This window comes from Methylotetracoccus oryzae, from assembly GCF_006175985.1.
GTDB classification, from domain to species: Bacteria; Pseudomonadota; Gammaproteobacteria; order Methylococcales; family Methylococcaceae; genus Methylotetracoccus; species Methylotetracoccus oryzae.
The window spans coordinates 114809-140670 of the sequence record NZ_SRSH01000008.1; the positions used below are offsets into that span (position 1 = coordinate 114809).

General features: G+C 62.6%; 25 protein-coding genes, 1 tRNA gene and 1 riboswitch. Of the genes, 19 read left to right on the forward strand and 7 right to left on the reverse strand.

The genetic code is table 11. The annotated features are described in order from the left end of the window. Nucleotides 1–5: 5 nt before the first annotated feature. Nucleotides 6–90: transfer RNA gene (locus BWR02_RS09885), tRNA-Leu, on the reverse strand. Nucleotides 91–319: 229 nt separating this feature from the next. On the opposite strand from BWR02_RS09885, the gene rnr reads away from it, so the two are divergent. Next, nucleotides 320–2557, forward strand: coding sequence for a ribonuclease R (gene rnr / locus BWR02_RS09890; protein WP_139557575.1), 2238 nt, complete (start codon nt 320–322; stop codon nt 2555–2557). After that, entirely contained in the window at nt 2554–3321 is a 768-nt protein-coding gene (rlmB, locus tag BWR02_RS09895) for a 23S rRNA (guanosine(2251)-2'-O)-methyltransferase RlmB (RefSeq protein ID WP_139557576.1), read from the forward strand. Before rnr ends, rlmB begins: the two co-directional genes overlap by 4 nt. Here the strand turns inward: rlmB and BWR02_RS09900 are convergent. Then, a complete protein-coding gene (locus BWR02_RS09900) occupies nt 3297–3527 on the reverse strand; it encodes a hypothetical protein (protein WP_129882385.1) in 231 nt (76 codons plus the stop codon). The two genes, rlmB and BWR02_RS09900, sit on opposite strands and share 25 nt — an antisense overlap. A 193-nt stretch (nt 3528–3720) precedes the next feature. On the opposite strand from BWR02_RS09900, the gene mtnA reads away from it, so the two are divergent. The 12 genes from mtnA to BWR02_RS09960 all read left to right on the forward strand — a co-directional run bounded on the left by mtnA (nt 3721) and on the right by BWR02_RS09960 (nt 14347). Continuing rightward, entirely contained in the window at nt 3721–4776 is a 1056-nt protein-coding gene (mtnA, locus tag BWR02_RS09905) for an S-methyl-5-thioribose-1-phosphate isomerase (protein ID WP_139557577.1), read from the forward strand. An 89-nt stretch (nt 4777–4865) separates the two neighbouring features. Then, nucleotides 4866–6140 (forward strand): serine--tRNA ligase, encoded by a 1275-nt coding sequence (gene serS / locus BWR02_RS09910; protein WP_129882383.1) that lies wholly within the window; start codon nt 4866–4868, stop codon nt 6138–6140. Between the two features lie 97 nt (nt 6141–6237). Further along, on the forward strand, nt 6238–7086 hold the full coding sequence (locus BWR02_RS09915) for an ABC transporter ATP-binding protein (protein ID WP_129882382.1): 849 nt from the start codon (nt 6238–6240) through the stop codon (nt 7084–7086). Nucleotides 7087–7091: 5 nt separating this feature from the next. Further along, nucleotides 7092–7871 (forward strand): lipid asymmetry maintenance ABC transporter permease subunit MlaE, encoded by a 780-nt coding sequence (gene mlaE / locus BWR02_RS09920; RefSeq protein WP_201276225.1) that lies wholly within the window; start codon nt 7092–7094, stop codon nt 7869–7871. A gap of 3 nt (nt 7872–7874) precedes the next feature. Then, the gene (gene mlaD, locus BWR02_RS09925; protein ID WP_129882381.1) at nt 7875–8378 is read left to right on the forward strand and encodes an outer membrane lipid asymmetry maintenance protein MlaD; all 504 of its coding nucleotides are present in this window, start codon (nt 7875–7877) and stop codon (nt 8376–8378) included. Beyond that, nucleotides 8375–8752: an STAS domain-containing protein gene (locus BWR02_RS09930; protein WP_139557579.1), complete on the forward strand. Its 378-nt coding sequence runs from the start codon at nt 8375–8377 to the stop codon at nt 8750–8752. The genes mlaD and BWR02_RS09930 overlap by 4 nt, the downstream gene beginning before the upstream one ends. Nucleotides 8753–8779: 27 nt before the next feature. Beyond that, complete coding sequence (gene murA, locus BWR02_RS09935) at nt 8780–10045, forward strand: UDP-N-acetylglucosamine 1-carboxyvinyltransferase (RefSeq protein WP_129882379.1); 1266 nt, start codon at nt 8780–8782, stop codon at nt 10043–10045. Between the two features lie 4 nt (nt 10046–10049). Beyond that, nucleotides 10050–10691, forward strand: a complete 642-nt coding sequence (gene hisG, locus BWR02_RS09940) for an ATP phosphoribosyltransferase (protein ID WP_139557580.1) — start codon at nt 10050–10052, stop codon at nt 10689–10691. A gap of 3 nt (nt 10692–10694) precedes the next feature. Then, nucleotides 10695–12008: a histidinol dehydrogenase gene (gene hisD / locus BWR02_RS09945; protein ID WP_139557581.1), complete on the forward strand. Its 1314-nt coding sequence runs from the start codon at nt 10695–10697 to the stop codon at nt 12006–12008. Further along, nucleotides 12005–13096: a histidinol-phosphate transaminase gene (gene hisC / locus BWR02_RS09950; protein WP_139557582.1), complete on the forward strand. Its 1092-nt coding sequence runs from the start codon at nt 12005–12007 to the stop codon at nt 13094–13096. Before hisD ends, hisC begins: the two co-directional genes overlap by 4 nt. Nucleotides 13097–13313: 217 nt before the next feature. Next, entirely contained in the window at nt 13314–13961 is a 648-nt protein-coding gene (locus tag BWR02_RS09955) for a glutathione S-transferase N-terminal domain-containing protein (RefSeq protein WP_139557583.1), read from the forward strand. Next, nucleotides 13961–14347, forward strand: coding sequence for a ClpXP protease specificity-enhancing factor (locus BWR02_RS09960; protein ID WP_139557584.1), 387 nt, complete (start codon nt 13961–13963; stop codon nt 14345–14347). The genes BWR02_RS09955 and BWR02_RS09960 overlap by 1 nt, the downstream gene beginning before the upstream one ends. A gap of 22 nt (nt 14348–14369) precedes the next feature. Here BWR02_RS09960 and BWR02_RS09965 read toward each other — a convergent pair whose 3' ends face one another. Then, nucleotides 14370–14699, reverse strand: a complete 330-nt coding sequence (locus BWR02_RS09965; RefSeq protein WP_139557585.1) for a DUF1820 family protein — start codon at nt 14697–14699, stop codon at nt 14370–14372. A 166-nt stretch (nt 14700–14865) separates the two neighbouring features. On the opposite strand from BWR02_RS09965, the gene BWR02_RS09970 reads away from it, so the two are divergent. Then, the gene (locus BWR02_RS09970; RefSeq protein WP_139557586.1) at nt 14866–15432 is read left to right on the forward strand and encodes a hypothetical protein; all 567 of its coding nucleotides are present in this window, start codon (nt 14866–14868) and stop codon (nt 15430–15432) included. Between the two features lie 129 nt (nt 15433–15561). Here the strand turns inward: BWR02_RS09970 and BWR02_RS09975 are convergent, their stop codons facing one another. Then, nucleotides 15562–17559: a TonB-dependent receptor plug domain-containing protein gene (locus BWR02_RS09975; protein ID WP_139557587.1), complete on the reverse strand. Its 1998-nt coding sequence runs from the start codon at nt 17557–17559 to the stop codon at nt 15562–15564. A gap of 129 nt (nt 17560–17688) precedes the next feature. Next, nucleotides 17689–17892: riboswitch (cobalamin riboswitch) on the reverse strand. A gap of 248 nt (nt 17893–18140) precedes the next feature. On the opposite strand from BWR02_RS09975, the gene msrB reads away from it, so the two are divergent. Together msrB and ppk1 are read left to right on the forward strand one after the other, a co-directional pair. Further along, nucleotides 18141–18602 (forward strand): peptide-methionine (R)-S-oxide reductase MsrB, encoded by a 462-nt coding sequence (gene msrB / locus BWR02_RS09980; RefSeq protein WP_139557588.1) that lies wholly within the window; start codon nt 18141–18143, stop codon nt 18600–18602. Nucleotides 18603–18745: 143 nt separating this feature from the next. Then, complete coding sequence (ppk1, locus tag BWR02_RS09985) at nt 18746–21073, forward strand: polyphosphate kinase 1 (protein ID WP_162560098.1); 2328 nt, start codon at nt 18746–18748, stop codon at nt 21071–21073. A gap of 20 nt (nt 21074–21093) precedes the next feature. Here the strand turns inward: ppk1 and BWR02_RS09990 are convergent, their stop codons facing one another. Beyond that, entirely contained in the window at nt 21094–22593 is a 1500-nt protein-coding gene (locus tag BWR02_RS09990) for a Ppx/GppA phosphatase family protein (protein ID WP_268921409.1), read from the reverse strand. A gap of 124 nt (nt 22594–22717) precedes the next feature. Here BWR02_RS09990 and BWR02_RS09995 point away from each other — a divergent pair, with 124 nt between their 5' ends. Then, a complete protein-coding gene (locus BWR02_RS09995; RefSeq protein WP_139557591.1) occupies nt 22718–23659 on the forward strand; it encodes an ABC transporter ATP-binding protein in 942 nt (313 codons plus the stop codon). Beyond that, on the forward strand, nt 23656–24444 hold the full coding sequence (locus tag BWR02_RS10000; RefSeq protein ID WP_139557592.1) for an ABC transporter permease: 789 nt from the start codon (nt 23656–23658) through the stop codon (nt 24442–24444). The genes BWR02_RS09995 and BWR02_RS10000 overlap by 4 nt, the downstream gene beginning before the upstream one ends. A 30-nt stretch (nt 24445–24474) precedes the next feature. Here BWR02_RS10000 and BWR02_RS10005 read toward each other — a convergent pair whose 3' ends face one another. Together BWR02_RS10005 and BWR02_RS10010 are read right to left on the reverse strand one after the other, a co-directional pair. Beyond that, nucleotides 24475–24747 (reverse strand): hypothetical protein, encoded by a 273-nt coding sequence (locus BWR02_RS10005; protein WP_139557593.1) that lies wholly within the window; start codon nt 24745–24747, stop codon nt 24475–24477. A 44-nt stretch (nt 24748–24791) separates the two neighbouring features. Next, a complete protein-coding gene (locus BWR02_RS10010) occupies nt 24792–25577 on the reverse strand; it encodes a DUF4410 domain-containing protein (RefSeq protein ID WP_139557594.1) in 786 nt (261 codons plus the stop codon). Nucleotides 25578–25862: the final 285 nt, after the last annotated feature.

The window sequence follows — 25862 nt, forward strand, 5'->3', positions numbered from 1 at the left end:
AAGGGTGGTGCCGAGGAGAGGACTTGAACCTCCAAGGGTCTCCCCACATGAACCTGAATCATGCGCGTCTACCAATTTCGCCACCTCGGCATGTCGAGCGCTTGACGCTCTCGAACAGCCGCGAAGAATAATGACTCGCGGCCAACCTGTCAACCATGTTTCCATTTTTTCCGTATTCCGCGCGTCATGTCGGTTCGAGAGACCGCGACTTGCCCGCGGTTGACAGCCGGCCTGACTCCGCGTGGGGCGCCGCTAATCTGATCTCCCATCCGTTTTTCGGTCGTGGCTATCCCGGCCGGCTCAACCTTCTTGCTTGCAGATGACTAACCCCTCTTCGACGAACCCCGCCAAATTCAAACTCAAGGACCCCTTCGCCGAGCGTGAGGCGGGAAAGTACGAGCGCCCCATTCCGAGTCGCGAACTGATTCTGGAAATGATGAAGGAGCAGGCGCGACCGCTGAATCTCGACGAGGTGGCGGCGGCGCTCGGTGTGACCGAGGAGGACGATCTCGAGTCGCTACGGCGACGGTTACAGGCGATGGAACGCGATGGCCAGTTGCTGCGCAACCGGCGCGAGCGCTACTGCGTGGTCAATCGCAAGGATCTGACAGCCGGACGGGTGCTCGGTCATGCCGACGGCTTCGGCTTCCTGCGTCCCGACGACGGCGGCGAAGACCTGTTTTTGTCGCCGCGGGAGATGCGCGCCCTGATGCCGGGTGATCGCATCGTGGCCAGCGTGACCGGCATCGATCGGCGTGGACGCCGTGAGGGTGCCGTCGTGGAAATCCTGGAGCGGAACACGCAACGGGTCGTCGGCCGGCTGTACATCGAGCGCGGTATCGCGTTCGTCGTGCCGGAACAGCGCAACATCAACCATGACATCCTGATCCCGGAGTCGGCCGTCGGCGAAGCCCGGAACGGCCAGATCGTCGTCGTCGAGATCATCGAGCAGCCGACGCTGCGCCGTGAGCCCATCGGTCGCGTGACCGAAGTGTTGGGCGACCACATGGCGCCCGGCATGGAGATCGAGGTCGCGATTCGTAGCTACGATCTCCCGAATGTCTGGTCGGAGGCCGTGCTGGCCGAAGTCGCGCCCTTCGAAGGGCAGGTTGCGCAGGACGCTCATCCGGCGCGGGTCGACCTGCGGCATCTGCCGCTCGTGACGATCGATGGCGAGGATGCGCGCGATTTCGATGACGCAGTGTACTGCGAGCGGACCCCCAAGGGCTGGAAGCTATACGTGGCGATCGCCGACGTGTCGCATTACGTCCGACCTCGTTCCGCTCTCGACAACGAGGCGCTATTGCGGGGCAACTCGGTGTATTTTCCGCAGCGGGTCATCCCGATGCTGCCGGAGATCCTGTCGAACGGGCTGTGTTCGCTGAATCCCGACGAGGATCGGCTCTGCATGGTCTGCGAGATGAGCGTCAACGTCGACGGCACCGTCATCCGTTCCCAGTTCTACCGCGGGCTGATGCGGTCCCAGGCGCGTCTGACCTATACCGAGGTGGCGAAGATCCTGGTCGACAGCGACAAGCATCTGCGGCGTGCGCGGCGACATCTGGTACCGCACCTGGAGGAACTGTTTGCGCTCTATAAGCGCCTGCGGTGGGCCCGCGAGGAGCGCGGCGCTATCGACTTCGAGAGCCGTGAGTCCAAGATCATTTTCGGCGAAGGTAAGAAGATCGAGAGCATCGTCGCGGCGGAGCGCAACGACGCGCATCGCCTGATCGAGGAATGCATGATCCTGGCCAACCAATGCGCGGCGCGCTTCCTCGCGCGCTCGAAGTTGCCGCATCTGCTCCGTGTGCATGATGGTCCTTCCGCCGAGAAGCTCGCCGACCTGCGGGCCTTTCTGGGGGAGGTCGGCCTGTCGCTGGAAGGCGGCGACAGCCCCGAGCCCATCCATTATTTTCAGGTGCTGGACAAGATCGTCGGCCGTGTTGACGAACACCTGATCCAGACCGTTCTGCTGCGATCCCTCTCGCAAGCCGTTTACAGTCCGGAAAAGAAGGGCCACTTCGGCTTGGCGTTGCCCGCCTACACCCATTTCACATCACCGATCCGGCGCTACCCCGATCTGTTGACCCATCGTGCGATCGTGCATGCCATTGACGGTGGGAAGGCGGACACCTTCGAGTATGCGCTGAACGACGTGCTGATGATCGGTGAGCAGTGCTCCAGCACCGAGCGGCGCGCCGACGAGGCCACGCGTGGCGTCGTCAGCTGGTTGAAGTGCGAGTACATGCTCGACAAGGTCGGTCAGACCTTCGACGGGGTCGTTTCGGCCGTGACGTCCTTTGGCCTGTTCGTGGAACTGCGCGAGATCTTCATCGAAGGATTGGTGCACATTTCCAGCCTCGACAAGGACTACTTCCATTACGATCCGGTAGGGCACCGGCTGGTCGGGGAGCGCACCGGCGTGCGTTACCGGCTCGGTGATCCGGTGCGCGTGACGGTGGTGCGCGTGGATCTCGACGACCGCAAGATCGACCTGGAGCCGGCCGCCAAGGCCAGTCGTCAGGACGATGGCGTAAAGAAGAGAAGGCGACGTTGAAACAGGCCCGGCGTGTGTTCGGGCTGCACGCGGCGGAGTCCGCGCTGCAGCAGCACGGTGGTGTGCCTATCCTCGCGGCTTATTTTGACGCGCAGCGGCACGACGCCCGCCTGGGCCGATTGGCGCAGGCCCTGGATGCAGCAGGGATCGCCACCGAACGAGTCGCCCGTGCGCAACTCGACCGTATGGCGGGCGGTGGCAATCACCAGGGAGTCGTGCTCGAGCTGAATTTGCCGGTAGAGCAGGGTGAGGAGGAACTGTTCGAGCGCCTTGCCGCAGCGAAGGCCTCGCCGTTATTGCTGGTGCTGGATCAGGTTCAGGACCCCCACAATCTGGGCGCCTGTTTGCGAACGGCGGATGCATCGGGGTGCTGTGGCGTGGTGGTCCCCAAAGACCAGGCCGTTGGCCTGACGGCGACCGTGGCCAAAGTGGCCTCGGGCGCTGCTGAAACGGTGCCGGTCTATCGCGTCACGAATCTCGCGCGCTGTCTGGATCGGCTCAAGGGAGCAGGGCTTTGGATCGTGGGAGCTTCGGGGCGCGCCGAGAAGACACTGCACAGCGCCGAGTTGACCGGCCCGCTGGCCGTGGTGCTCGGCGCCGAAGGCCGTGGCCTGCGGCGCCTAACCGAGCAGAAGTGTGATTTCCTGGTGCGCATCCCGATGGCAGGCAGCGTCGAGAGCCTGAACGTATCGGTTGCCGCCGGTGTGCTGCTTTACGAGGCGGTACGCCAGCGTTCCGCTCAGTCTTCCGTTTCGGGCAAATAATGCCCGTCGACCTGGACTTGCTCATGACTGCCCTCGATCATCAAACCCGCCTGCGAGGGCTTGAATCCCTTGCGGATCAGGTCGACGTTGACATAAATCAACGGTCCGATGAACAGCAGCGCCAAACCCAGAAGATACCCGCCCCGCCGCAGACAGTACCGCAGCTGCATGCGCGGCCACAGCCACAGATAAAGCTCGAGAATCACGCGCGCACCTCACATCGACGGTTAGAGTGAAGGGTCATTTCGTTTTGGGTGTCCGCAAGATAATATGCGCCTTCATCGTTCGGCGCTCGGGTTTCACTCGCTGAGATTATCGGTCTGATGATCGACTCTCTGGAGAAGAGACTCCGGCGCTGACTGAAAAGTTCGTCATTTCATTCCCTGGTTCCTATTTTTCATGACGTCGAATCCGTACCACGAGGCAGTCGAGGATAGCGTGCGCGCGCTGCGTTGGTCCGATGAGGGCTTGCTGGTCTTGGACCAGCGGCGGCTCCCGGACACCTGCGACTACCATTGCCATTCGACGGCCACGGGTGTGGCCGAAGCCATTGCCACCATGCAGGTTCGCGGCGCCCCGGCGATCGGCATCGCGGCGGCGTATGGCGTGGTACTCGCGGCGCGGGCCCGATTTGCGCAGAGTGCCGATGACTGGAAGCAGGCGATAGCGAGGGACCTGGAGGTTCTTGCCGCATCCCGTCCGACGGCGGTGAATCTGTTCTGGGCGCTTGACCAGATGCGCTCCGTCATTGCTGCAACGGTGCCGGGCACGTCGCCTGTCCCCGGTCTGCTGGCTAGGGCCGAGGCCATCCACGCCGAAGATGTCGCGGCGAATCGGGCTATGGGCGAGCTGGGGGCCGATCTGATCGGGGAGGCTGCCGGTGTGCTGACCCATTGCAATACCGGCTCGCTGGCGACCGGTGGCTATGGCACGGCACTGGGCGTGATTCGGAGCCTCTGCCGGCGCGCGCGGCGGGACGTGTACGCGACCGAGACCCGTCCCTGGTCCCAGGGCGCGCGGCTGACGGCCTGGGAATTGTCACAGGACCGAATACCGGCGACCCTGATCGCCGATTCGGCCGCGGGCCTGTTGATGCGTCGCCAAGGGGTGCAATGGGTGATCGTCGGCGCGGATCGAATCGCGGCGAACGGGGATACGGCCAACAAGATCGGTACCTACTCGCTGGCGGTTTTGGCTCGACAACACGGGGTCAAATTCATGGTCGTCGCACCGACCTCGACCGTCGATCGGAATTGCCGCTCCGGCAAGGACATCGTAATCGAGGAGCGCGATCCACGGGAGTTCCTTCCGCCCTGTTTCATCGGGTCGAACAGTACGATCAGCGCGTGGAATCCGGTTTTCGATGTTACGCCCGCTGCGCTGATCGACGTCATCGTGACGGAAAGGGGCGCGGTGCGGAATCCGGCGAACAGCGGTATGCAGGCTGTTCTGTAGACCATGGTAGCCCGCGGCACACCGCGTTACATGCTTCGCCGCGACAGCCTTAAGATCTTCGAATCAGGAAAAGGAGCCTAGACCCGACTATGTTGGATCCGCGTTTAGTTCGCACCGACCTCGATGCCGTGGCCAAGCAACTCGCGCGCCGGGGCTTTCAACTCGACACAGCGGCGTTCGCCGAACTGGAAGCCCGCCGCAAGGCGGTCCAGAGCCGTACTCAGGAACTTCAAAGCGAGCGGAACGCCCGTTCGAAAAGCGTCGGACAGGCCAAGGCCCGAGGCGAGGACGTAACCCCGTTGCTGGCCGAGATGCAGGGCTTCGGCGACGAGTTGAAGCGCAACGAGCAGCAACTCGACGCGATCCAGCGGGAACTCGAGGACCTGCTGCTGAACATCCCGAATGTATTGGACGGGGACGTGCCGGATGGCGCGAGCGATGCCGACAATCGCGAGATGTTCCGCTGGGGCGAGCCACGTTGTTTCGAGGTTCCGCCAAAGGAGCACTTCGATCTGGGCACCGCACTGGGCGGAATGGACTTTGAGGCGGCGGTCAAGATTACCGGTTCGCGTTTTGTGACCTTGCAGGGCCCACTGGCTCGTCTGCAGCGTGCCTTGACCCAGTTCATGCTCGACATGCATACGACCGAGCACGGTTACGTCGAGGCCTACGTGCCGTTCATGGTCAACGCCGACAGCCTGCGCGGCACCGGCCAACTGCCGAAGTTCGAAACGGACCTGTTCAAGCTGGTGCGCGATCCTCCGTATTATCTGATCCCGACGGCGGAGGTCCCTGTGACCAATCTGGTGCGGGACGAGATCGTTGAAGCCGACCGTTTGCCGCTGAAGTGGGTGTGCCACACGCCATGCTTCCGGAGCGAGGCCGGGTCCTACGGCAAGGATGTCCGCGGCATGATTCGCCAGCACCAGTTCGAAAAGGTTGAATTGGTACAGATCACGCGACCCGAAGACTCGTCGGCTGCCCATGAAGCGTTGACCGCCCATGCCGAGGCGATACTGAAAAAGCTGGATCTGCCCTTTCGTCGCGTCGTGCTGTGTGCGGGCGATACCGGTTTCTCGTCGGCCAAGACCTACGATCTGGAGGTCTGGCTTCCCGGGCAGAACGCCTATCGCGAAATCTCGTCGTGCAGCAATTTTCGCGATTTCCAGGCCCGGCGCCTGCGCGCGCGGTGGCGTAACCCCGACACCGGCAAGCCGGAACTGGCGCACACCCTCAATGGCTCCGGCCTTGCGGTGGGGCGAACCCTGATTGCTGTCATGGAAAATTACCAGGACGGGGAGGGGCGCGTCGTGGTGCCTGATGCTTTGCTGCCCTACATGGGAGGACTCCGCACCATAGGTTAATGGTGCCGTGCGTGCAGATCCGTTCTCCGAGGTTGACGCCAACCGGCTCAGCCAATCAAAATACTCGGTTTTTCGCAGCGTTGAATCACTCGCCTCCATGACGATCGCCGACCGTTCGGGGGATGGAAACCTGGTTTCCATCCGCGATCTCGTTTTTTCCCGGGATGAAAGAAAGATCTTTGACGGTATCGATCTCGACATTCGTCGTGGCAAGGTCACGGCAATCATGGGGCCCAGCGGTACCGGCAAGACGACTCTGCTGAAATTGATCGGCGGTCAGCTGCGGCCGGATCGGGGTACTGTCGTCTTCGACGGCAAGGTCGTGCATGAGCAGGGCTTGCGTGATCTGTATGCGCTACGCAGAAAAATGGGCATGTTGTTCCAGACGGGCGCGCTGCTCACCGACATCGACGTGTTCGAAAACGTCGCTTTCCCCCTGCGAGAACATACCCGCCTGCCTGAGTCGATGATTCGGACACTGGTCTTGATGAAGCTGCAGGCGGTGGGCTTGCGCGGCGCCCGTCATCTGATGCCGGCGCAGCTGTCGGGCGGCATGGCGCGGCGCGTCGCGCTGGCCAGGGCGATTGCGCTGGATCCGATGATGATCATGTACGACGAGCCGTTCACCGGACAGGACCCCATCTCGCTGGGCGTGCTGGTCAAGCTGATCCGCGATCTGAATCACAGTCTTGGCCTGACCAGCGTGCTGGTCTCCCATGACGTGCACGAGACGCTCTCGATAGCCGACTACATCTATATGATTTCGGAAGGCAAGATCGTGGGACAAGGCACGCCGGAAGAATTGGATCGCTCCGCTTCGCAGTTCGTGGCCCAGTTCGTTCATGGTCTCGCGGACGGACCGGTTCCGTTCCACTACCCGTCGGACGCCGACTATGCGGGCGACTTGATGGGACCGGTAAAGCGGCGGCCGGGAGCCCGCCATTGAGGGTCCTGGACGTGCTGCAGGGCTGGGGCATCTGGGCGCTCGGCGGCGTCCAGCGCATCGGCCGCGCTCACATTTTCCTGGCGCACGTGCTGTTGGGCCTGCCGGGCTTGCTGCTGCGCTTGCGACTGCTGGTGCGCGAGATGTATGTCGTCGGCGTGCTCAGCATGCTGCTGATCGCCATCTCCGGCCTGTTCGTCGGGATGGTACTTGCTCTGCAAGGGCACAATGTGCTGTCCGAATTCGACGCCGAGCAGAGCCTGGGTGTACTGGTCGCCGCGTCACTGGTGCGCGAACTGGGCCCCGTGGTCACCGCCTTATTGTTCTCGGGCCGGGCCGGGTCGGCTCTGACCGCTGAAATCGGACTGATGAAGGCCACCGAGCAGCTGTCCGGCATGGAAATGATGGCGGTCGACCCGATCAAACGGGTGGTGGCGCCCCGGTTCTTTGCGGGTCTGCTGTCGATGCCTTTGCTGGCAGCGCTGTTCAGCATGGTGGGGGTGCTTGGTGGCTATTTCGTTGGCGTCGGTTTGCTGGGTGTGGATGAGGGCGCCTTCTGGGCCCAGATGCAGGCCAAGATCGACTTCGAGGAAGACATCATCAACGGCATCATCAAGAGTTTGGTGTTCGGCCTGATAGTGACCTGGATCGCGGTATTTGAAGGTTACGATGCGGTACCCACGGCTGAGGGCGTCAGTCGGGCGACGACGCGCTCGGTCGTCTACTCGGCTTTTGCGGTGCTGGGATCGGATTTCGTACTGACCGCCCTGATGCTCAGAGGAGAGTGATTGATGCATTCGCGGGTCGTGGAAATTTGGGTGGGACTGTTCGTCGGGATTGGTTTCCTCGCACTGTTCTTTCTGGCCATGAAGGTCAGCAATCTTGGCGAGCTGAGCTCCAGTCGCGAGGGATATACGCTCTTTGCCCGATTCGAGAACACCGGGAATCTGAAAGTACGCGCGCCGGTTTCGATGGCCGGCGTGACGATCGGGCGGGTAAAATCGATCCGCTTCGACAAAGCGACCTACGATGCCGTGGTCGAGATGCGGATCGATCCGCAATACGACACCTTGCCGGAGGATACCAGCGCCAGCATCCTGACCGCCGGTCTGCTCGGGGAGCAGTTCATCGGCCTGACGGCCGGAGCGCTGGAGACGTACCTTAAGGACGGTGACCAACTCGAGCTGACGCAGTCGGCGCTGGTGCTCGAGCAGTTGATCAGCCGGTTCCTGTTCAATAAGGCCGAGGGCGGTGATAAGAAGGCCGACGCATCGGCTGCCGCGGAATCGAAATGAACGCCGCGCCGTTCCGTTCGGGTCGCGACGCTCCCGGGCGCGCGCAAGTGGCGGATGACGAGGTGCGTTTTGCCGTGCGACGCATGGGCGAGGGTTGTTATCACATTGCCGGAACGCTGAGCTTTCTGAACGCCCGTGCCGCTCTCAAGGCTATCGGCGACGTCATCGAAGGCGAACGCGGCGACGTGTTGCTCGATTTGGGGGAAGTTACCCGGGCTGACAGCGCCGGGCTGGCGTTGCTGATCGAGGCGATGCGGCTGGCGTGCCAGCGTGACGTGCGTTTGCGTCTGCGTAATCTGCCCGCGCAGGTCGAGGCGCTGGCTGTCGTGTCCGGCGTCGATGCGATGCTGCCACGCGAGGAGAAGGGCCGTTGAAAATCGTGAATCTTTTGCTAGGTGCCAATGGATAAATTACTGATAACGGGCGGTCAGCCGCTTTCGGGCGAACTGCGGATCTCTGGCGCGAAGAACGCCGCGCTGCCGATCCTTGCGGCTACGCTGTTGTCGGAAGGTCCGGTGACGATTGGCAACGTGCCACACCTGCACGACATCACGACGACGATGGAGTTGCTGGGGCGCATGGGCGTCGAGTTGCTGATCGACGAGAAACTCAACATCGAGGCGAACGCCGATACCATCAAGAACTTCGACGCGCCCTACGAGCTCGTCAAGACGATGAGAGCCTCGATTCTGGTGCTCGGACCGCTGGTCGCGCGTTTCGGGCGAGCGGATGTGTCGCTGCCGGGTGGTTGCGCCATCGGTTCGCGACCAGTGAATCTGCATCTTGAGGGGCTTAGTGCGATGGGTGCGGACATCACCGTCCGCAATGGCTATATCCATGCCGAGGCGAAGCGGCTGCGCGGTTGTCGGCTGGTCCTTGACCAGGTGACCGTGACCGGCACCGAGAATCTGGTCATGGCGGCTGCGTTGGCCAGTGGCACGACCGTGATCGAGAATGCCGCCCGGGAACCCGAGGTTGTGGATCTCGCGAACTTCCTGAATGAAATGGGGGCAAAGATCCACGGTGCAGGCACCGATATCATCGAGATCGAAGGCGTCGAATCGCTGTCGGGTGCCGGCCTCCACTACTCCATCCTGCCGGACCGGATCGAAACCGGCACTTACCTTGTCGCGGCGGCAATGACTGCCGGCAAGGTGAAACTCAAGAATACGCGTCCCGATCTGCTCGATGCGGTGCTGGTCAAGCTGCGTCAGGCCGGCGCTGAAATCACCTGTGGCGAGAACTGGATCGAACTCGACATGAAGGGACAGCGGCCGCAGGCCGTCTCGCTCCGCACCGCACCTTATCCGGCCTTCCCGACCGACATGCAGGCGCAGTTCACGGCGATGAACAGCATTGCCCAGGGCGTCGGCGTGATCACCGAGACGGTCTTCGAGAATCGCTTCATGCACGTGCACGAGATGCAGCGCATGGGCGCAAATATCGAGGTGGAGTCCAACACAGCGATCATCCGCGGTGTCCCGATGCTGACGGCGGCGCCTGTCATGGCGACCGACCTGCGTGCCTCCGCGAGCCTGGTGCTCGCGGGCCTCGTGGCGGAGGGGCAGACCGTCGTGCAGCGTATCTACCACATCGACCGCGGTTACGAATGTATCGAGGAGAAGTTGTCGCAGTTGGGCGCAACCATTCGTCGCGTGCCGCAGTGACGCCATGCTGACACTGGCCGTCTCCAAAGGGCGAATTTTCGAAGAGGCGCTGCCGCTGCTGGCGGCAGCCGGCGTTGTGCCGACCGTCGACCCCGACAAAAGCCGCAAGCTGATCATCCCGACCAACCGAGAGGACGTCCAGTTGCTGATCGTCCGCGCCTCGGATGTCCCGACTTATGTCGAATACGGTGCCGCCGATCTCGGCATCGCCGGCAAGGATGCGCTGTTGGAATACGGCCCGGAAGGGCTGTATGAACCGCTGGATCTGAACATCGCTCGCTGCCGCTTGATGACGGCGGCGCCGGTCGGCGGTATCGCGAGTCGGCGGCGTCTGCGCGTAGCGACCAAATATGTCCGTACCGCGCAGGGTTATTTCGCCCGACGGGGCATACAGGCGGATATCATCAAGCTCTATGGCTCCATGGAGCTTGCGCCCCTGGTAGGGCTGGCCGACTGCATCGTCGATCTGGTCGATACCGGCAACACGCTGCGAGCGAATGGTCTTGAACCGCGTGAGCTCATCATGGAGATCAGCAGCCGGCTCGTGGTCAACAAGGCTGCCATGAAGATGAAACACCGGGCCGTTTGTGCGATCGTTGACCTGTTGGGTCAGGCGGTCGCGCGGCAGGGCATGCATTCGGAGTAGGCGATGGTCAACATCACGATCAAACGACTGGACAGCGGCAGTTCCGGCTTCGATCACGCGCTCGACGACCTCCTGGCCTGGGACGAGACCTCCGATCGTGAGATACACGAGCGCGTGACGGCCATCCTGGCGCGCGTGCGGCGGGATGGCGACAGTGCCCTGATCGATACCACGCGCGAGTTCGATCGGTGTGACGTGGCGTCCGCAGCCGAACTCGAGATTCCGCGAAGCCAGTTGCAAGCGGCTTGGGAGGGGTTGTCCCCGGACGGTGCCGAGGCGCTGGAGACAGCGGCGGCGCGCATCCGCGCCTATGCGGAGCGGCAGGCCATGGAATCGTGGGAGTACCGGGAGCCCGACGGCACGGTGTTGGGGCAACAGATCACGCCGCTGGACCGCGTCGGTGTCTACGTACCGGGTGGTAAGGCCGCATACCCTTCATCGGTGCTGATGAACGTCGTACCCGCCAAGGTCGCCGGCGTCCCGGAGATCATCATGGTCGTGCCCACACCCGGCGGCGAGACGAATCCCTGGGTGCTGGCCGCCGCTTATCTGGCCGGCGTCGACCGCGTCTTCCGGATCGGTGGTGCCCAGGCGGTCGGCGCGCTCGCCTACGGGACCGAGACGGTGCCGCGGGTCGACAAGATCGTCGGGCCGGGCAACATCTATGTGGCGACGGCCAAGCAACTTGTCTTCGGCCAGGTGGGGATCGACATGATCGCCGGGCCCAGCGAGATCCTGATCATCAGCGATGGCTTGACCGATCCGGACTGGATCGCGATGGATCTTTTCTCGCAGGCCGAGCATGACGAGAACGCGCAGGCCATCCTGATCACCCCGGATGCGGCTCATCGCGATGCAGTGGAAGCGAGCATTCGCCGACTGCTGCCGGACATGGAACGTTCGGCGGTGATTGCCGCCTCCTTGTCGTCGCGAGCGGCACTGATCCTGGTTCGCGACCTGGATGAGGCGGCCGCCGTCGCGAATCGAGTTGCGCCGGAACATTTGGAACTGTCCGTTGCGGATCCGCGGAGCCTGGTGCGTAAGATCCGCAACGCCGGTGCGATCTTCATGGGGCGGTACACCGCCGAGGCTCTGGGAGATTACTGCGCCGGGCCGAATCATGTGTTGCCGACCGGGGGCACCGCGCGCTTTTCGTCACCGCTGGGCGTCTACGACTTCCAGAAGCGCTCGAGTCTGATTTTCTGCTCGGCCGACGGTGCTGCCGCTCTCGGGCGAACCGCCTCGCGGCTGGCCCGTGGTGAAGGGCTGACCGCACACGCACGCTCCGCGGAGTATCGGATCCCGAAGGACGAATGAGCGCTTTGGACGACCGGCTCCGCTGGGTGTTGCGCCCCGAACTGGCGCTGCTCGCCGCCTATCACGTGCCTCCCGCCGTCGGGATGGTGAAACTCGACGCCATGGAAAACCCCTATACCTGGCCCCCGGCCATGATCGACGAGTGGCTGGGCTGCTTGCGCGAGGCGGCCCTGAATCGTTACCCCGACCCGGGGGCCGACGCGGTGCGCGAGGCGCTGCGGGTCACCGCGGACGTGCCGGCCGAGGCGGATATCCTGCTCGGCAATGGTTCGGATGAGCTGATTCAGTTGATCCTGATGGCGGTGGCCGGTCGGGACGCGGTCATCATGGCGCCGGAGCCGACCTTCGTGATGTACCGGCAGCTCGCCGAAGGCTTGGGCCTCAGATTCGTCGGCGTGCCGCTGCGGTTGGACGACTTTTCCCTCGATATGCCGGCGATGCGCGAAGCCGTGGCGCAGCATGCGCCTGCGGTCATTTTTCTCGCCTACCCGAACAATCCAACCGGGAATCTGTATGCCGCGGAAGAGATCGAAGAACTGCTGGCACTGGCGCCTGGGCTGGTGGTCGTGGATGAAGCCTATCTGCCCTTCGCCGGCACCACTTTTTTGCCGAGGGTAGGTGCCCATGACGGACTGCTGGTCATGCGGACCCTGTCCAAACTCGGGCTGGCGGGTCTGCGACTGGGCTACTTGGTGGGGGCGCCGGCCTGGATACGGGAATTCGACAAGCTGCGCCTTCCCTATAACATCAACATCCTGACCCAGATCAGCGCCGAGTTCGCGCTGAGCAAGCCGCACGTGTTCGCCGCTCAGGTCGAGCGAATTCTCGCAGAACGCGAGCGGCTCTATCGGGCCTTGACCGAACTCTCTGCCGTTCGAGCCTTTCCCAGCAGTGCGAATTTCATCCTGTTCGAACTCCTCTCGCAGGATGCGCGCGCGGTGTTCGAGTCGCTGAAGACACAGGGTGTTCTGGTCAAGGCCTTCGCCGCCGGCAGTGGTCCCTTGCGCCGTTGTCTGCGCGTGACCGTCGGCAAGCCGGATGAGAACGATCGGTTCCTGGCTGCGCTGGCCGTGGCGCTGGACCCGTGACCTAGTGCGGTTTGCGGGTACCCGCCAGCGTCGGTGACCCGGGTTTCGTGTTACACTGTTTGACCGTCACCGGTGTCGAGCCAGAAATCGATGGTCCGGCCCGCTCGCGAACCTACAGACGGCATAAGCCACAGTAATTCATACAGGCATGAACGAACCGACAGGCCGCTGCGGACCGTGCCGCATCTCGGTCGTTCGCGGCTCGACAGGGTGACGCGTGGCTAGTTCGGCTGGCCGCAAGGCCGCGATGATACTGTTCTGTTCCCCCACGTGCGCCTACGGTCACCAGATCCGCATCGTGCTGAACGAGAAAGCGATCGACTCGGGCGTTGAGTTCATCGATCCTGCGCATCCTCCCGAGGATCTGATCGACCTCAATCCCTATGGTTCGATGCCGACTCTCGTCGACCGCGATCTCGTGTTATACGACGCACGTATCATCATGGAGTACCTGGACGAACGGTTTCCGCACCCTCCGCTGGTCCCGACGGATCCGGTTGGGCGTGCGCGATCGCGTATGCTCGTGCACCGGATCGAGCGCGACTGGTACCCTTACCTGGAGCCCATCGAAGCCGGGGATGGGCCCGGTGCGGCACATGGGCGCAACCGCCTGCGCGAAAGCCTGATCGCCGCCAGTCCGGTGTTCGGCGCGAAACCCTACTTTCTCAGCGAGGACTATTCCTTGGTCGATTGCGTGCTTGCGCCCTTGCTGTGGCGACTCGGCGCCCTCGGGGTCGACTTGCCCAGTTCTTGTGACACGATCCGCCGGTACGCGCGCCGAGTATTCGAGCGCGAAGCCTTTCAGGCCAGCCTCAGCGAGCACGAGCGGGGACTGGTTGTCTTTGCTGAGGCCTGGGTCGTCTGATGGTGCCGCTCAAGCCGTATCTGGTTCGGGCGATCTATGACTGGATCGTCGACAATGCTCTGACGCCCTTCCTGCTCGTCGACGCCACCCGCTCGGATGTCGACGTGCCGCGGCAATACGTGCAGGATGGTCGGATCGTTCTGAACCTGAATCCTCAGGCGGTGGCCGGGCTGTCGCTGGGCAATGACACCATCGCTTTCAACGCACGCTTCGGAGGAACTCCGACACAGGTTGTCGTGCCGTTGTCCGCGGTGCTGGCGCTCTATGCCAAGGAAACCGGCAAAGGTATGGTCTTCGACAGTGAGGAGGACTCGGAAACGCCCCCTCCGGAGCCGGATACCCCCAGTCCCCAGAAGAAGAAACCGGCGCTGCGCGTTGTGAAGTGACGCGGCCGCGGTCGCGCACTTCTCAGACCTTGTCGGGGTAGGCGAATTTAGCGATCTTGCCTGTCGGCGCCGCCTCGCGATCCAGCGGGATGATCTTCGCGGTACCGCGTCGTTCGACCTGGTCGATGCGGATGATCTCGTGCATGGGCACGAAGGACCGCTTGATGTTTTCGAATTCGCTGCGGAGCTTTTCTTCCGCGGGGTCGATGACGATCGAACTGGTCTCGCCGAAAACAAAATCCTCGATCACGACGAATCCGAACAGCTCTGCCTGGTACACACGCTTCGCATAGAGTTCGTAAACCTGCTGCTGGTTTACGAAGACGACGCGATAAAGTAAGTTGTCGCTCATGCCTGAGGAAATACCGGAACGGGAACCGCGCGCCGAGGCGCCTTTGTCTACAGGGCGGTATGTTATCAGAATCGCTTGATGAACCGCGGCGCTTGGACCCCTGCAACACCGAACGGCGGCACCGTCACCGCTTGTCGTTCACGCCAACAGAGACTGCGAGGAAGCCATGACATCTTCGAATCGTAAGGGAAACGACCGACTCGCCTTGAGTCTGGTACTGGCCATCGCATTGACGCGTATACCGGGCATTTTTTCTTTCCAATTGCCGGATGCCACTCTGGCTGCCTTCTTCCTCGGCGGCCTTGCTCTGGCGCAGCCCCGGTCGTTCGGTTGGCTGCTGCTTGTGGCCTTCCTGGCTGATTGGGTCGCGTTCCAGACGGGCTTGGCACCCGGGTCCTGCCTGACACCGGCCTATGTTTTCCTGGTGCCGGCTTACGGTCTGGTATGGGGCGCTGGCCGGCTGGCTGGAAAGTGCGGGCCGATCGGGTATCTGTGGCTGGTCAATGCGATGCTTTGGGTCCTGCTCGGCGTAAGCGCGGCGTTCATTGTGTCGAACGCGGGCTTTTACGCAGCGACCGCAGCGGCAACGGGGCTCGGCGGATGGGCCTACGCCGAGACGGTGGGCCGCTATTTCCCTGCTTACGCCGGCGATGCCTTGGTTTATCTGGTACCGGTGCTGCTGGCGGTACTTTGGTCTTCACAGAGCCGTCGCGCGTCGCCATCACCCGCTTGAACCTATCCGCTCGTCGCTTTCGACCGCCCCGCGGCCCCCAAAGGCATGCAGCACTTGGGGGCGTGATTCCGGCACGTCGGATTGCCCAAGCCGATTTCCGGACGATCCATCCTGCCGGCCGACCTCCTGCTAGAAGCGCAGGTTGAAGCCGGCAAACCCAGAAACTCCGGCTGTGCCGTAGCCGTAGACTTCCTGATATGTTTTGTTCAGCAGATTGATCGCGCGAGCGAACAGCTCGACGTGGTCGTTTACTGAGTAGCGCGCGGTCGCATTGAAGATGACGTACCCCGGAACCGTGACGCGTTGGGCCGGAAAGACGGCAAAGTCGATATCGTCCTTGCGTCCAACCGCGACCACGTTCAGGTTGACCGTCGATGCCTCCGTCGGGCGCACGATCGCTTCGAACGTCCCTTTGTTGCGCGGCCGGCGCAGCAGCGACTGGCCCCCGTACAGTTCGTCCTGGGGATTGGCGGCATCCGGTAGCTGCTCGGTGTCCATATAGGTGTACTGCCCGCGCAGGCTCAGCCTGTCCCAGGGATCCAGTTGCAGGAAGACCTCGGCGCCATCCGCCTTGGCGCGTCCGACATTCACGTAGCCCTCGCTGAAATCCAGTACCTCGATCAGGTTGTAGTAATCGTTGTGGAAGTAGGAGGCGCCGACGAGCGCTCGGTCTTGCCACAACGTCTGCTCCAGCCCGATGTCCCAGTTGCGGCTGCGTTCCGGTGTCAGGTTGGGATTGCCCAGCGCCGGGAACACGATCGGCTCCTGCCCCTGGACCGTGAACACCGTCGGCGGTGCAAACAACTGGTACAGCGTCGGCACCTTGAAGCCGGTGCCGTAGTTCCCCTTGATGCGGAGTCCGATCCGGTGGACGGCGATCGACTGGCTGGTCCGCCAGGTCACCTTGCTGCCGCTGATATTGTTGTCGTCATAGCGGATGCCCGCCGTGCTGAACCAGTTGTCCTGGATACGGGCGCGGTGCTGCAGGAATACGCCGCCCGTGTTCATGCTCTTGTCCAAAGGGCCTTCGGCAGACGTCGTGCTGCCTTGGAGAAAGGTGGAGTCGCTGGTGATCGCATCCTGTTCGTCCTCGCCCCCGAAAGTCAGCACCTGCTTGTCCGTCACGGCGACATCGTTCAGCCAGCTCACCTTGACCTTCTGTCCGTCGAAGTTGCTGCCGAACACGAACGGATTCAGCGGGTCATATGGGTTGAGCAGCTGACGGTCGGTCGAACTCAGTGCGACGCCCAGGGTTTGCTGCCAGCGGCCATCGAACAGCGACAGTTTGCCCTGGCCGCGCGTGAATAGCTGGCTGGTCGTGCTGCGGTTGTTGGGATCGTCGCAGCCGCGTCCGCCGCAGTTGTCGAGTTTCGTATGGCCTTGGTTGTAGTGCAGTGTCCAGTCCAGGTCCAGGTGGTCGAGCGGCTTGCCGCTCAGGCCGGCCGTGACGGTCGTATTCCGATACCCGTCGCGCTCCCCGTTGCCGAGGTCACGTGCCGCGGCCGAGAAGCCGCGGTTTTCGAAACGGCTCGCGCTCAACTGGTAGTTCACCGGGCCCAGGCTGCCACTACTGTCCCCACCGACCTTGAATTCATCGTAGGTGCCGCCTTGCGCGGAGATCTGGGCTTGCGGTTTCCCTTGTCCTTTCTTGGTGATGATGTTGATGACGCCGCCGATCGCGTCGGAGCCGTAAATCGCACTCTCTCCGCCACGGACGACTTCGATGCGGTCGATCTGGTCGACCATCAGGTTCGCGAAGTCGAATTGCCCGCCCGGATTGGCCGGGTCGTTGGCCTCGATGCCATCGATCAGGACCAGCGAGAAGCGGGCGTCCGCGCCACGCATGAACACCGACGTGGTCTGACCGACTCCACCATTGCGAATGACGTCGAGTCCGGCAACGTAGCGCAGCACGTCGGCGACGTCGACATACTGTCGTTCCGCGATCTGTTCGGCGGTGACCACGGTCACGTTGCTGCCGATCTGGTTCACCGGCGTCTGGGTGCGGGCCGCGGTGACGACCACTTCGTCGAGTTGGCGGGCTACCGGCTCCTGGCCGGCGGCGTGCGCGTGAACGGTTGCGCCCAACACTGCGGTCGCAGTCAGGCGGGTGAGGGGGCTGTGCATGCGTTACTGCCTCTGCGGGGCTCGGCCGTACCACCCGTACGGCGGCTTCGTGGGCCATGCATCGCGAGGCAAAAGGGAAAAGCGCGCAACAGGCACGTCGCGGCGGTCCCTGTCGACGCCCTCCGCGACGATGGAATGTGCCTTGCGGCCGGTCTCCGGGCTCATGAGCGACAGCGTCCGGCGGATCGCCTTCCCATGCCGACGGCACAGTGGCTTTGTCGAGATCCGCCTTGACTCATTTACCGTTGCGGGGGCAGCGCCGGTTTTGCACCGGCTTCCCGTTTAACCCTCGAACCGAACGGTTCTCAGGCACCAGCAAGGAGGGCGTATTTTATCCCAAACCCAGGGAGCCCGCTGTATAGAGTGGGCCTGTCGCGCGGCGGTCGCACATCCAACTCGCGAGCAGCGATGCGGGTTGCACCCCAGTGCCGCAAGCGCGTGAAGTTGCGTATATTGACCGTCCTCGGATCGGTTGCCATGAGGACGGTAGTCCGCCCCCGGATCGGGTTTCATGACCGGGCGACCAGGCAACGAACAAGAACCACCAGATCTGGAACAAACTGAATGAAGGAGGACCGCTAATGGCCTGGGACCCGTCAAGCTACAAAAAACCCGGTGAAGACGAGTTGCGTCAGCGGCTGAGCAGCGAGCAGTTCGCCGTGACGCAACGCGATAGCACGGAACGCGCCTTCCAGAACCCGCTATGGGACAATCACCGCGAGGGCATCTACGTCGATGTCGTATCCGGCGAACCCTTGTTCAGTTCGTTGGACAAGTTCGACTCGGGTACGGGGTGGCCGAGTTTCACCCAGCCGCTGGAACCGGCCAATCTGGTCGAGCGCTCGGACCGTTCATTCCTGATGACACGGACCGAAGTTCGCAGCCGACATGCCGATTCGCACCTGGGGCACGTCTTCGACGATGGTCCGGAACCCACCGGAAAACGTTACTGCATGAACTCGGCCGCCTTGCGTTTCGTCCCAAAGGAGGACATGGCCGCGGAAGGCTACGGCGATTACCTGAGCATTTTTGAGCAGGATTGAGGTCGATACTTCGGTTCGGTAACTAGAATGGCGGCTTCCGGCACATGCCGGCGAGCGGTCAGGGTGACTTCGCCGCAATCGCCCGACCGTTTCGCAGCATCCGCCGGAGGCAATGCGGATGGACTGCTTTTGGAGGATTCGGTTTGATCATCAGCGACGTGAAGGGCATCAGCAAGTCGACGCGGGCATGCCTGGCCGAGCATGGCATCTTTTCGGTCGAGGAATTGGCGAATGTCGCCGTCGAACGGCTGATTCTCATCCCGGGTTTCAGCCGGCAAAAAGCTCAGCGCATGATTCGCGCAGCTAAACATTTGGTCGGGGAGGGCGACGCGGTGGCGGATTTGGCGCAAGTGGTGCCGGCCAGTCCCGGCCGGAGTACGCCCGCGTCCGGTGAGATTCTCGCCCGCGCCCTCGACGATTCGCAGTGGTACATCAATCGGGAACTGAGTCTGCTCGAGTTCAATCGCCGCGTGCTCGAACAGTCCAAGGATTCGCGGACTCCCTTGCTGGAACGGCTCAACTTTCTGTGCATCTCCTGCTCGAATCTCGACGAGTTCTTCGAGGTTCGGGCCGCCGGCTTGATCCAGAGGTCCGAACTGGCCTCGCTGCAGACCGAGGCCGACGGGCTCACGCCGACCGAAGTCCTCACGGAAATCAGCAGTCGCGCGCACGCGCTGGTCGCGGAGCAGTACCGTGTCTTTAACGAAGCCTTGCTGCCCGCCCTGGCCATCGAGAACATCCGTTTCATCCGCCGCTCCGACTGGAATGAATCACAGCAGGCATGGCTACGGCGCTACTTCACGGATGAATTGCTGCCGATTCTCAGCCCGATCGGTCTCGATCCCACGCATCCCTTTCCGCGCATCCTCAACAAGGCGTTGAATTTCATCATCTCCTTGTCCGGCAAGGATGCATTCGGCCGGGACCTGGATCTGGCCATTCTGCAGGCACCGCGCGCCTTGCCACGGATCATTCAGCTGCCGCAGGTCGATACCGAGAGCGGGCCGCACGATTTCGTGTTTCTCTCGTCGATCATCCATGCATTCATCGATGATCTCTTCCACGGCATGAAGGTGCGCGGCTGCTATCAGTTCCGCGTCACGCGCAACAGCGATTTATTTCTGGATGAGGAAGAAATCCACGATCTGCTGCGGGCGGTCGAGGGGGAACTGGCCAGTCGGAATTACGGGGATGAGGTCCGTCTCGAAGTGGCCGCAAACTGTCCGGATGACCTGATCGATTTCCTGCTCGGTCAGTTCGGACTGACCAAGGACCGCCTGTACCGGGTGGATGGACCTGTCAATCTGAGCCGTTCGCGCGAGGTCTGCGATCTGATCGACCGGCCCGAGCTGAAATTTCCACCGTTTACGGCCGGCTGTCCGCCGCAGCTGAACGATCCCAAGTCGCTGTTCGAGGCGATCCGGAAACACGACATCCTCCTGCACCATCCCTACGAGTCGTTCAATCCGGTCATCGAACTGGTCCGGCAGGCTGCCGAGGACCCCCAGGTGGTTGCGGTCAAGCAGACCCTGTACCGGACCGGCTCCAATTCACCCGTGGTCGAAGCCCTGGAGAAGGCCGCGCGTGCCGGCAAGGAAGTGACGGTCGTGGTCGAGCTTAGGGCGCGCTTTGACGAGAAGGCGAACATCTCGCTGGCAACCCGACTGCAGGAAGCCGGGGTGCAGGTGGTCTACGGAATCGTCGGCTACAAGACCCACGCGAAGATGCTGCTGGTGCTGCGTCGGGAGGGCAAGCACCTGCGCTACTACACCCACCTGGGCACCGGGAACTACCATCCGAAGACGGCGCGACTTTATACCGACTACAGCCTGCTGACGGCCGACAAGGATCTCGGCGAAGATGTGCGCCGCGTGTTCGTGCAACTGACCAGTCTGGGCAAGGTCGGTCGCCTGAACAAGCTGTTGCAGGCGCCATTTACGCTACACAAGACGCTGATCAAGAAGATCGAAAGGGAGATCGAGCATGCGCGCAAGGGCAAGCGGGCGCGCATCGTCATCAAAGTCAACTCGGTGGTCGAGCCGGTGCTGATTCAAACGCTGTATCGCGCCTCGATGGCGGGGGTGGAGATCAGGCTGATCGTCCGCGGAATCTGCTGTCTGCGGCCGGGCGTGCCGGGACTTTCGGAGACGATCGAAGTCCGGTCGATCGTGGGCCGCTTTCTCGAGCACAGCCGCGTGTACAGTTTCGAGAACGATGGGGAGCCGGAACTGTTCTGCTCCAGCGCGGATTGCATGTCGCGGAACATGTTCCGCCGTGTCGAGACCTGCTTTCCGATCGAAAACAGGAAGCTGGCCGACCGCATTCGGGCCGAGCTGGATCTGTACCTGCGCGACGACAGCCAGGCCTGGATACAGCAATCCGATGGTCACTATCGCCGTGCCGAGCCCAACGCGACCGGAGGGGTCGAGGCGCAGTCCTACTTGCTCGAGCAGTTTCGACGCGCAGTCTGAGGGGGCGATGCCGCGAGGGCCTACGCGAACCTTAGGGCGAGTCCCGCTGCCTGCAGGACCTCAGCTTCCTGTTCCAGGTCGGCCATGGTAAGAGGGTGATCGGCCAGCCAGCCGTCCGGGAAACGGAGCGTAACCTGAACGTCCTGGAGTTGCAGTTCGACGGCGGGCAGTGGGGCAGGGTGCCGGCTGCGGTTCAACAACACCCCGAGCCGCAGGGCAATGGCAATGCGCGGCGCGAGCTCGTCCCACGGGTGAGCGAGGTCCCGGAACAGCTTGACCGGGAACTTGCGGCGGTGAGCGCGGACCAGCGTCGCGAGCAGCTTTTGCTCCTGTTGCGAGAAGCCGGGCAGGTCCGCATTCTCGACGATGTACGCGCCATGCTTGTGATAGGCGCTATGGGCGATGTCGAAGCCGATCTCATGCAACTCCGCGGCCCAGCCCAACCATTGCTCCACCGTTGCCAGATCCACCGCTTCCTTCCCCAAGGCCTGGCGCGCGAACTCCCTGGCGGTTTCCCGCACGCGCTCCGCGTGATCGCGGTCGACGTGGTAGCGCGTCGCCAGCGTCTCGACTGTCGTGGAGCGGATGTCGGTATGGTGTAACCGCCCCACGAGATCGTACAGCAGGCCCTCGCGCAGGGCGCCATCGGCGACTTTCATCAGTTCGATGCCGAGGATCTTGAACGCCGCATAGACGATCACTACGCCGCCGGGGAGCACCGGCGCGCGCTCGGGATTCAACTCGGGAAACTGCAGCTTCGCGACGTCGCCGGCGGCGATCATGCCCTCGGCCAGACGCTCCAGGCCGGCAATGCTGATGCCTTCCTTGCTCCAGCCTGCCGCCAGGATGATCTTTTGGATTGCGCGCAGGCTGCCGGAGGCCCCAACGGCTTCCGACCACTGGCCGCGGCGGAAGGCCAATTCGATGGGCTCCAGTTCGCGTTGTGCGGCGATCACGGCCCGCTTGAAGCGCTTGGCGGAAATCTTTCCGCCGGGAAAGTGACGGAGACTCATAGACACGCAGCCCATCCGGAAGCTCTCCTTGTGCAGCGGTTCCTGATCGACGCCGATGATGAACTCCGTACTGCCGCCGCCGATGTCCATGACCAACCGCCGGGTACCGTCGGGCGCCAGACTCCGGGCGACGCCCTGGTAGATCAGACGGGCCTCCTCGATGCCGGACACGATCTCGATTTGATGGCCCAGGGCATGCTCGGCCCGGTGCAGGAAGGGCTGTGCGTTCTGGGCCATGCGGAAGGTGTTGGTGCCAACGGCGCGGACGCTGCAGGGTGGGAGGTTGCGCAGCCGTTGCCCGAAACGCTCCAGGCATTCGAGAGCCCGGATCTGCGCTTCGGGCGTCAGGTTGTTTTGTGCGTCCAGCCCTGCTCCGAGACGGACCATTTCCACAAGCCGGTCGACGACGGTGAGATTCCCATTGCGGTGGCTGGCCACGAGCAGATGGAAACTGTTCGATCCCAGATCGACGGCGGCGAGCAAATCGGATTGGGGAGTTACGGTCACGCGGAGCCTCGGAATCGGTACGACGCAACGGAGGGCTGCGTCGTCGGTCTGATAGAATGCGCAGGCTTCATGCTGCGGGTGGCTGATGCCCGCCATTCTAAACAATGCCCGTCGAAAATACCCGATGTCAGCACTGCTACTGCGGGACCTGCGCAAGACCTACGGCAACCGCCTGGAAGCCCTGAAAGGCGTCGATCTGGAAATTCCGGAAGGCGAATTTTTCGCGCTGCTCGGTCCGAATGGCGCCGGCAAGTCGACCCTGATCAGCATAGTAAGCTCGCTCGTCAACAAAACGAGCGGTCGTGTCGAGGTCTGCGGCTACGATCTCGATCGGGACCGTGAAGCCGCCAAGCGCTGTATCGGACTCGTGCCGCAGGAGGTAAATTTCAACCAGTTCGAGAAGGTCGCGAATATCGTCATCAATCAGGCGGGTTACTACGGAATCCCTCGCCGGGAAGCGATCGTCCGGGCCGAGCGCTGCCTGCGTCAGGTCGACCTGTGGGACAAGCGCAACGTGGTGTCGCGGCAACTGTCGGGCGGCATGAAACGCCGTTTGATGATCGCTCGGGCGCTGGTGCACGATCCGCGGCTGCTGATTCTGGACGAGCCCACGGCGGGGGTGGATATCGAGATCCGCCATTCGATGTGGGAGTTTCTGCGTTCGGTCAATCGGCGGGGTACGACCGTCATTCTGACGACGCACTACCTGGAAGAAGCGGAGAATCTGTGTCGGCACATCGCGATCATCGACCACGGCCGGATCGTCGTGAACCGCCGGATGCAGGAACTGCTCGCTGAAGTTCAGACGCAGCGATATACCCTTGAACTCAAGTATCCGATCAGCCAAGTGCCGGTCATCGAAGGCTACGCGGTGGAGCGGGAGGATGCGTATACCTTGATCGCAGAAGTTCCGCCCGAGGGCGGCGTGCATGGCTTGTTTACGCGACTGGCGGCTCAGGGCATCGAAGTCCAGGGCATCCGGAATGGGTCGAGTCGTCTGGAGCAGTATTTCATGCGCTTGATCGCGGAATCGGGAGATCGCGATGGGGCAGGCGCAGCCGCATGAGGAAACGCGGGTGGTCCGGTACAGGCCAATGGATTGCGCTGCAGACCATTCTGTTCAAGGAAATCGGCCGCTTCTTCCGGATCTGGCCGCAGACCATACTGCCTGCCGCGGTGACCAATGCGCTGTACTTGCTGATTTTCGGTGCGCTGATGGGGCAGCGCATCGGCCCGATCCACGGCATCGCCTACCTGGACTACATTGTGCCGGGCATTGCACTGATGTCCGTCATCACCAACGCGTACAGCAATGTCGTGTCCTCGTTCTACTCGACCAAGTTCCAGCGGCACATCGAGGAGTTGATTACGGCGCCGGTCTCCGAATGGGCGGTGCTGGCGGGGTATGTGGGCGGGGGCGTGGTTCGGGGGCTCGTCGTCGGCGCTGTCGTCGTCGCCACGGCCGGGTTTTTTACGCAACTTCAGGTCGCCCATGCTGGCGTGCTGCTCGCCATGGGCACGCTGACAGCGGCGCTGTTCGCGCTGGCGGGGTTCATCAATGCCGTCTATGCGAACAGTTTCGACGACATCTCCATCGTGCCCAACTTCGTGCTGACGCCGCTGGTGTATCTGGGCGGCGTGTTCTATTCGATCGAACTGCTGCCGTCCTGGTGGCGGACCGTCTCGATGGGGAATCCCATCCTCTACATGGTCAATGCCTTCCGCTATGGCTTCGTCGGGGTGTCGGATGTGCGTTTGGACGTCGCCTTTGCCTTGATCGGCGGCCTGATTGTCCTGCTGCTGACCTGGGCCTACGTGCTGTTGCGCCGGGGCACGGGTATCAAGAGTTAATCGCGCGCTGCGGTCACCGAAGGGTGGCGGTCAGGCCAGCCCCGTTCGAATCGTCGTCTCATATTCCGGAAAGTAGCGCGCGATGACGGGCAGTTCGAAGCTCCGCAGGATGCTGGTGTTGGGCTCGCGTTCGAGCAGGAATTCGAACGAACGGCGGACGAGTTCTGCGGAGGACAGGCGTCCGCCGGTGAGGCGGCGCGCGTAGTCGGGGTCGACCGCGACAGTGTGGGTCGTCGGGTTGGGTCCCTGAACTGTGACCTGGAAGGTGCGCGCGTCGCGGGATTCGATGGTCAATAGGGTCATGCGGTTGCTCCTCTCCTGCCAGTGGAAGCGGTGACGCTCGTCGGTCAGCGTGCCTTGCGGTTCTGCGCCTCCTGCCGGATCTTGTCCTCGTACTTCAACATTTCGCTGACGATCTGGTCGGCGGTCTTCTGCACGTCCTTACCCGTGGCATCCTTTTCCATCATGAATTTCGCGGCCGCGACGTAGGGGTTCATTGTCACTGCGGCCCCCGGCATTTTGCTTGGATCCTTCACCGTGCCGAACACCATGAACGGTTCGCGCGGATGGGCGCCGGCAAGATCGCTGATGCCCACCTGAACCTCCATCGTCGAAGCGCCCTGGCCAAAGCCAATGATGGCGCGCTTGAAGCGATTTCCTTCGCCAACCTCGGTGAACACACCCTGCAGCAGCCAGCCGTCGTTCGGTAACGCGCTGTCCGATCCCTGGTAACGCTGGGATGGGAAACCCTTATCACGCAGGCTGTTTACCAGCGAGGTAGCCATCGCATCGACGATTTCCCGGGCTCGCGCAGCGGGGTCGGTAGTCGCAAAGTGATGCGGCAGGCGCTCTCCCGCTTGTCCCAGCAGACCTTGCTGGGCACGTTCCGGCAGCATGCCTCGGACGCCCTGATCGCCCTGGAAGTCGCTCGAATCGAGAGCGAAGTCGGCGACATAGACCTGGCGCGGCCCCTGCTGCGGCGGGTGCGCGCCCAGCGTTTCGTTCTTCAGTTCCACACCGCCCCGCAAGCCGTGCCCGGCGTGTTCCTGGGCAAGTCGGCAACCGGTGCCCGAAGCCGCCAGCAGGGTTCCGCAAAGCCCCGCCAGCACACAATAGCGATCGAAAACAAACATCCGCCGCAGTCCCTCTTGTTGTAACCCCATGGAGCCGGGGCGCGTGCCCGTCTGGCGGTCGTTTCCGATTCGCCGGCTTGCGCGTCTCGATCTTAACATGCACGTATTCGCCGGGTGGGGCTGGTCTCACCGGCCGAGATCGACGCGAGGCTGGGGGGAAGTGTGGCTGCGTGTGGGTGACACGCAACCTAAACCCTTGACGGACCTTCGATGACGCGCAACCATTGTCCGGCCGAGTCAAAAGGACGATCCCCTTTACTGGAGAACATGGTGTTCATCGATTCA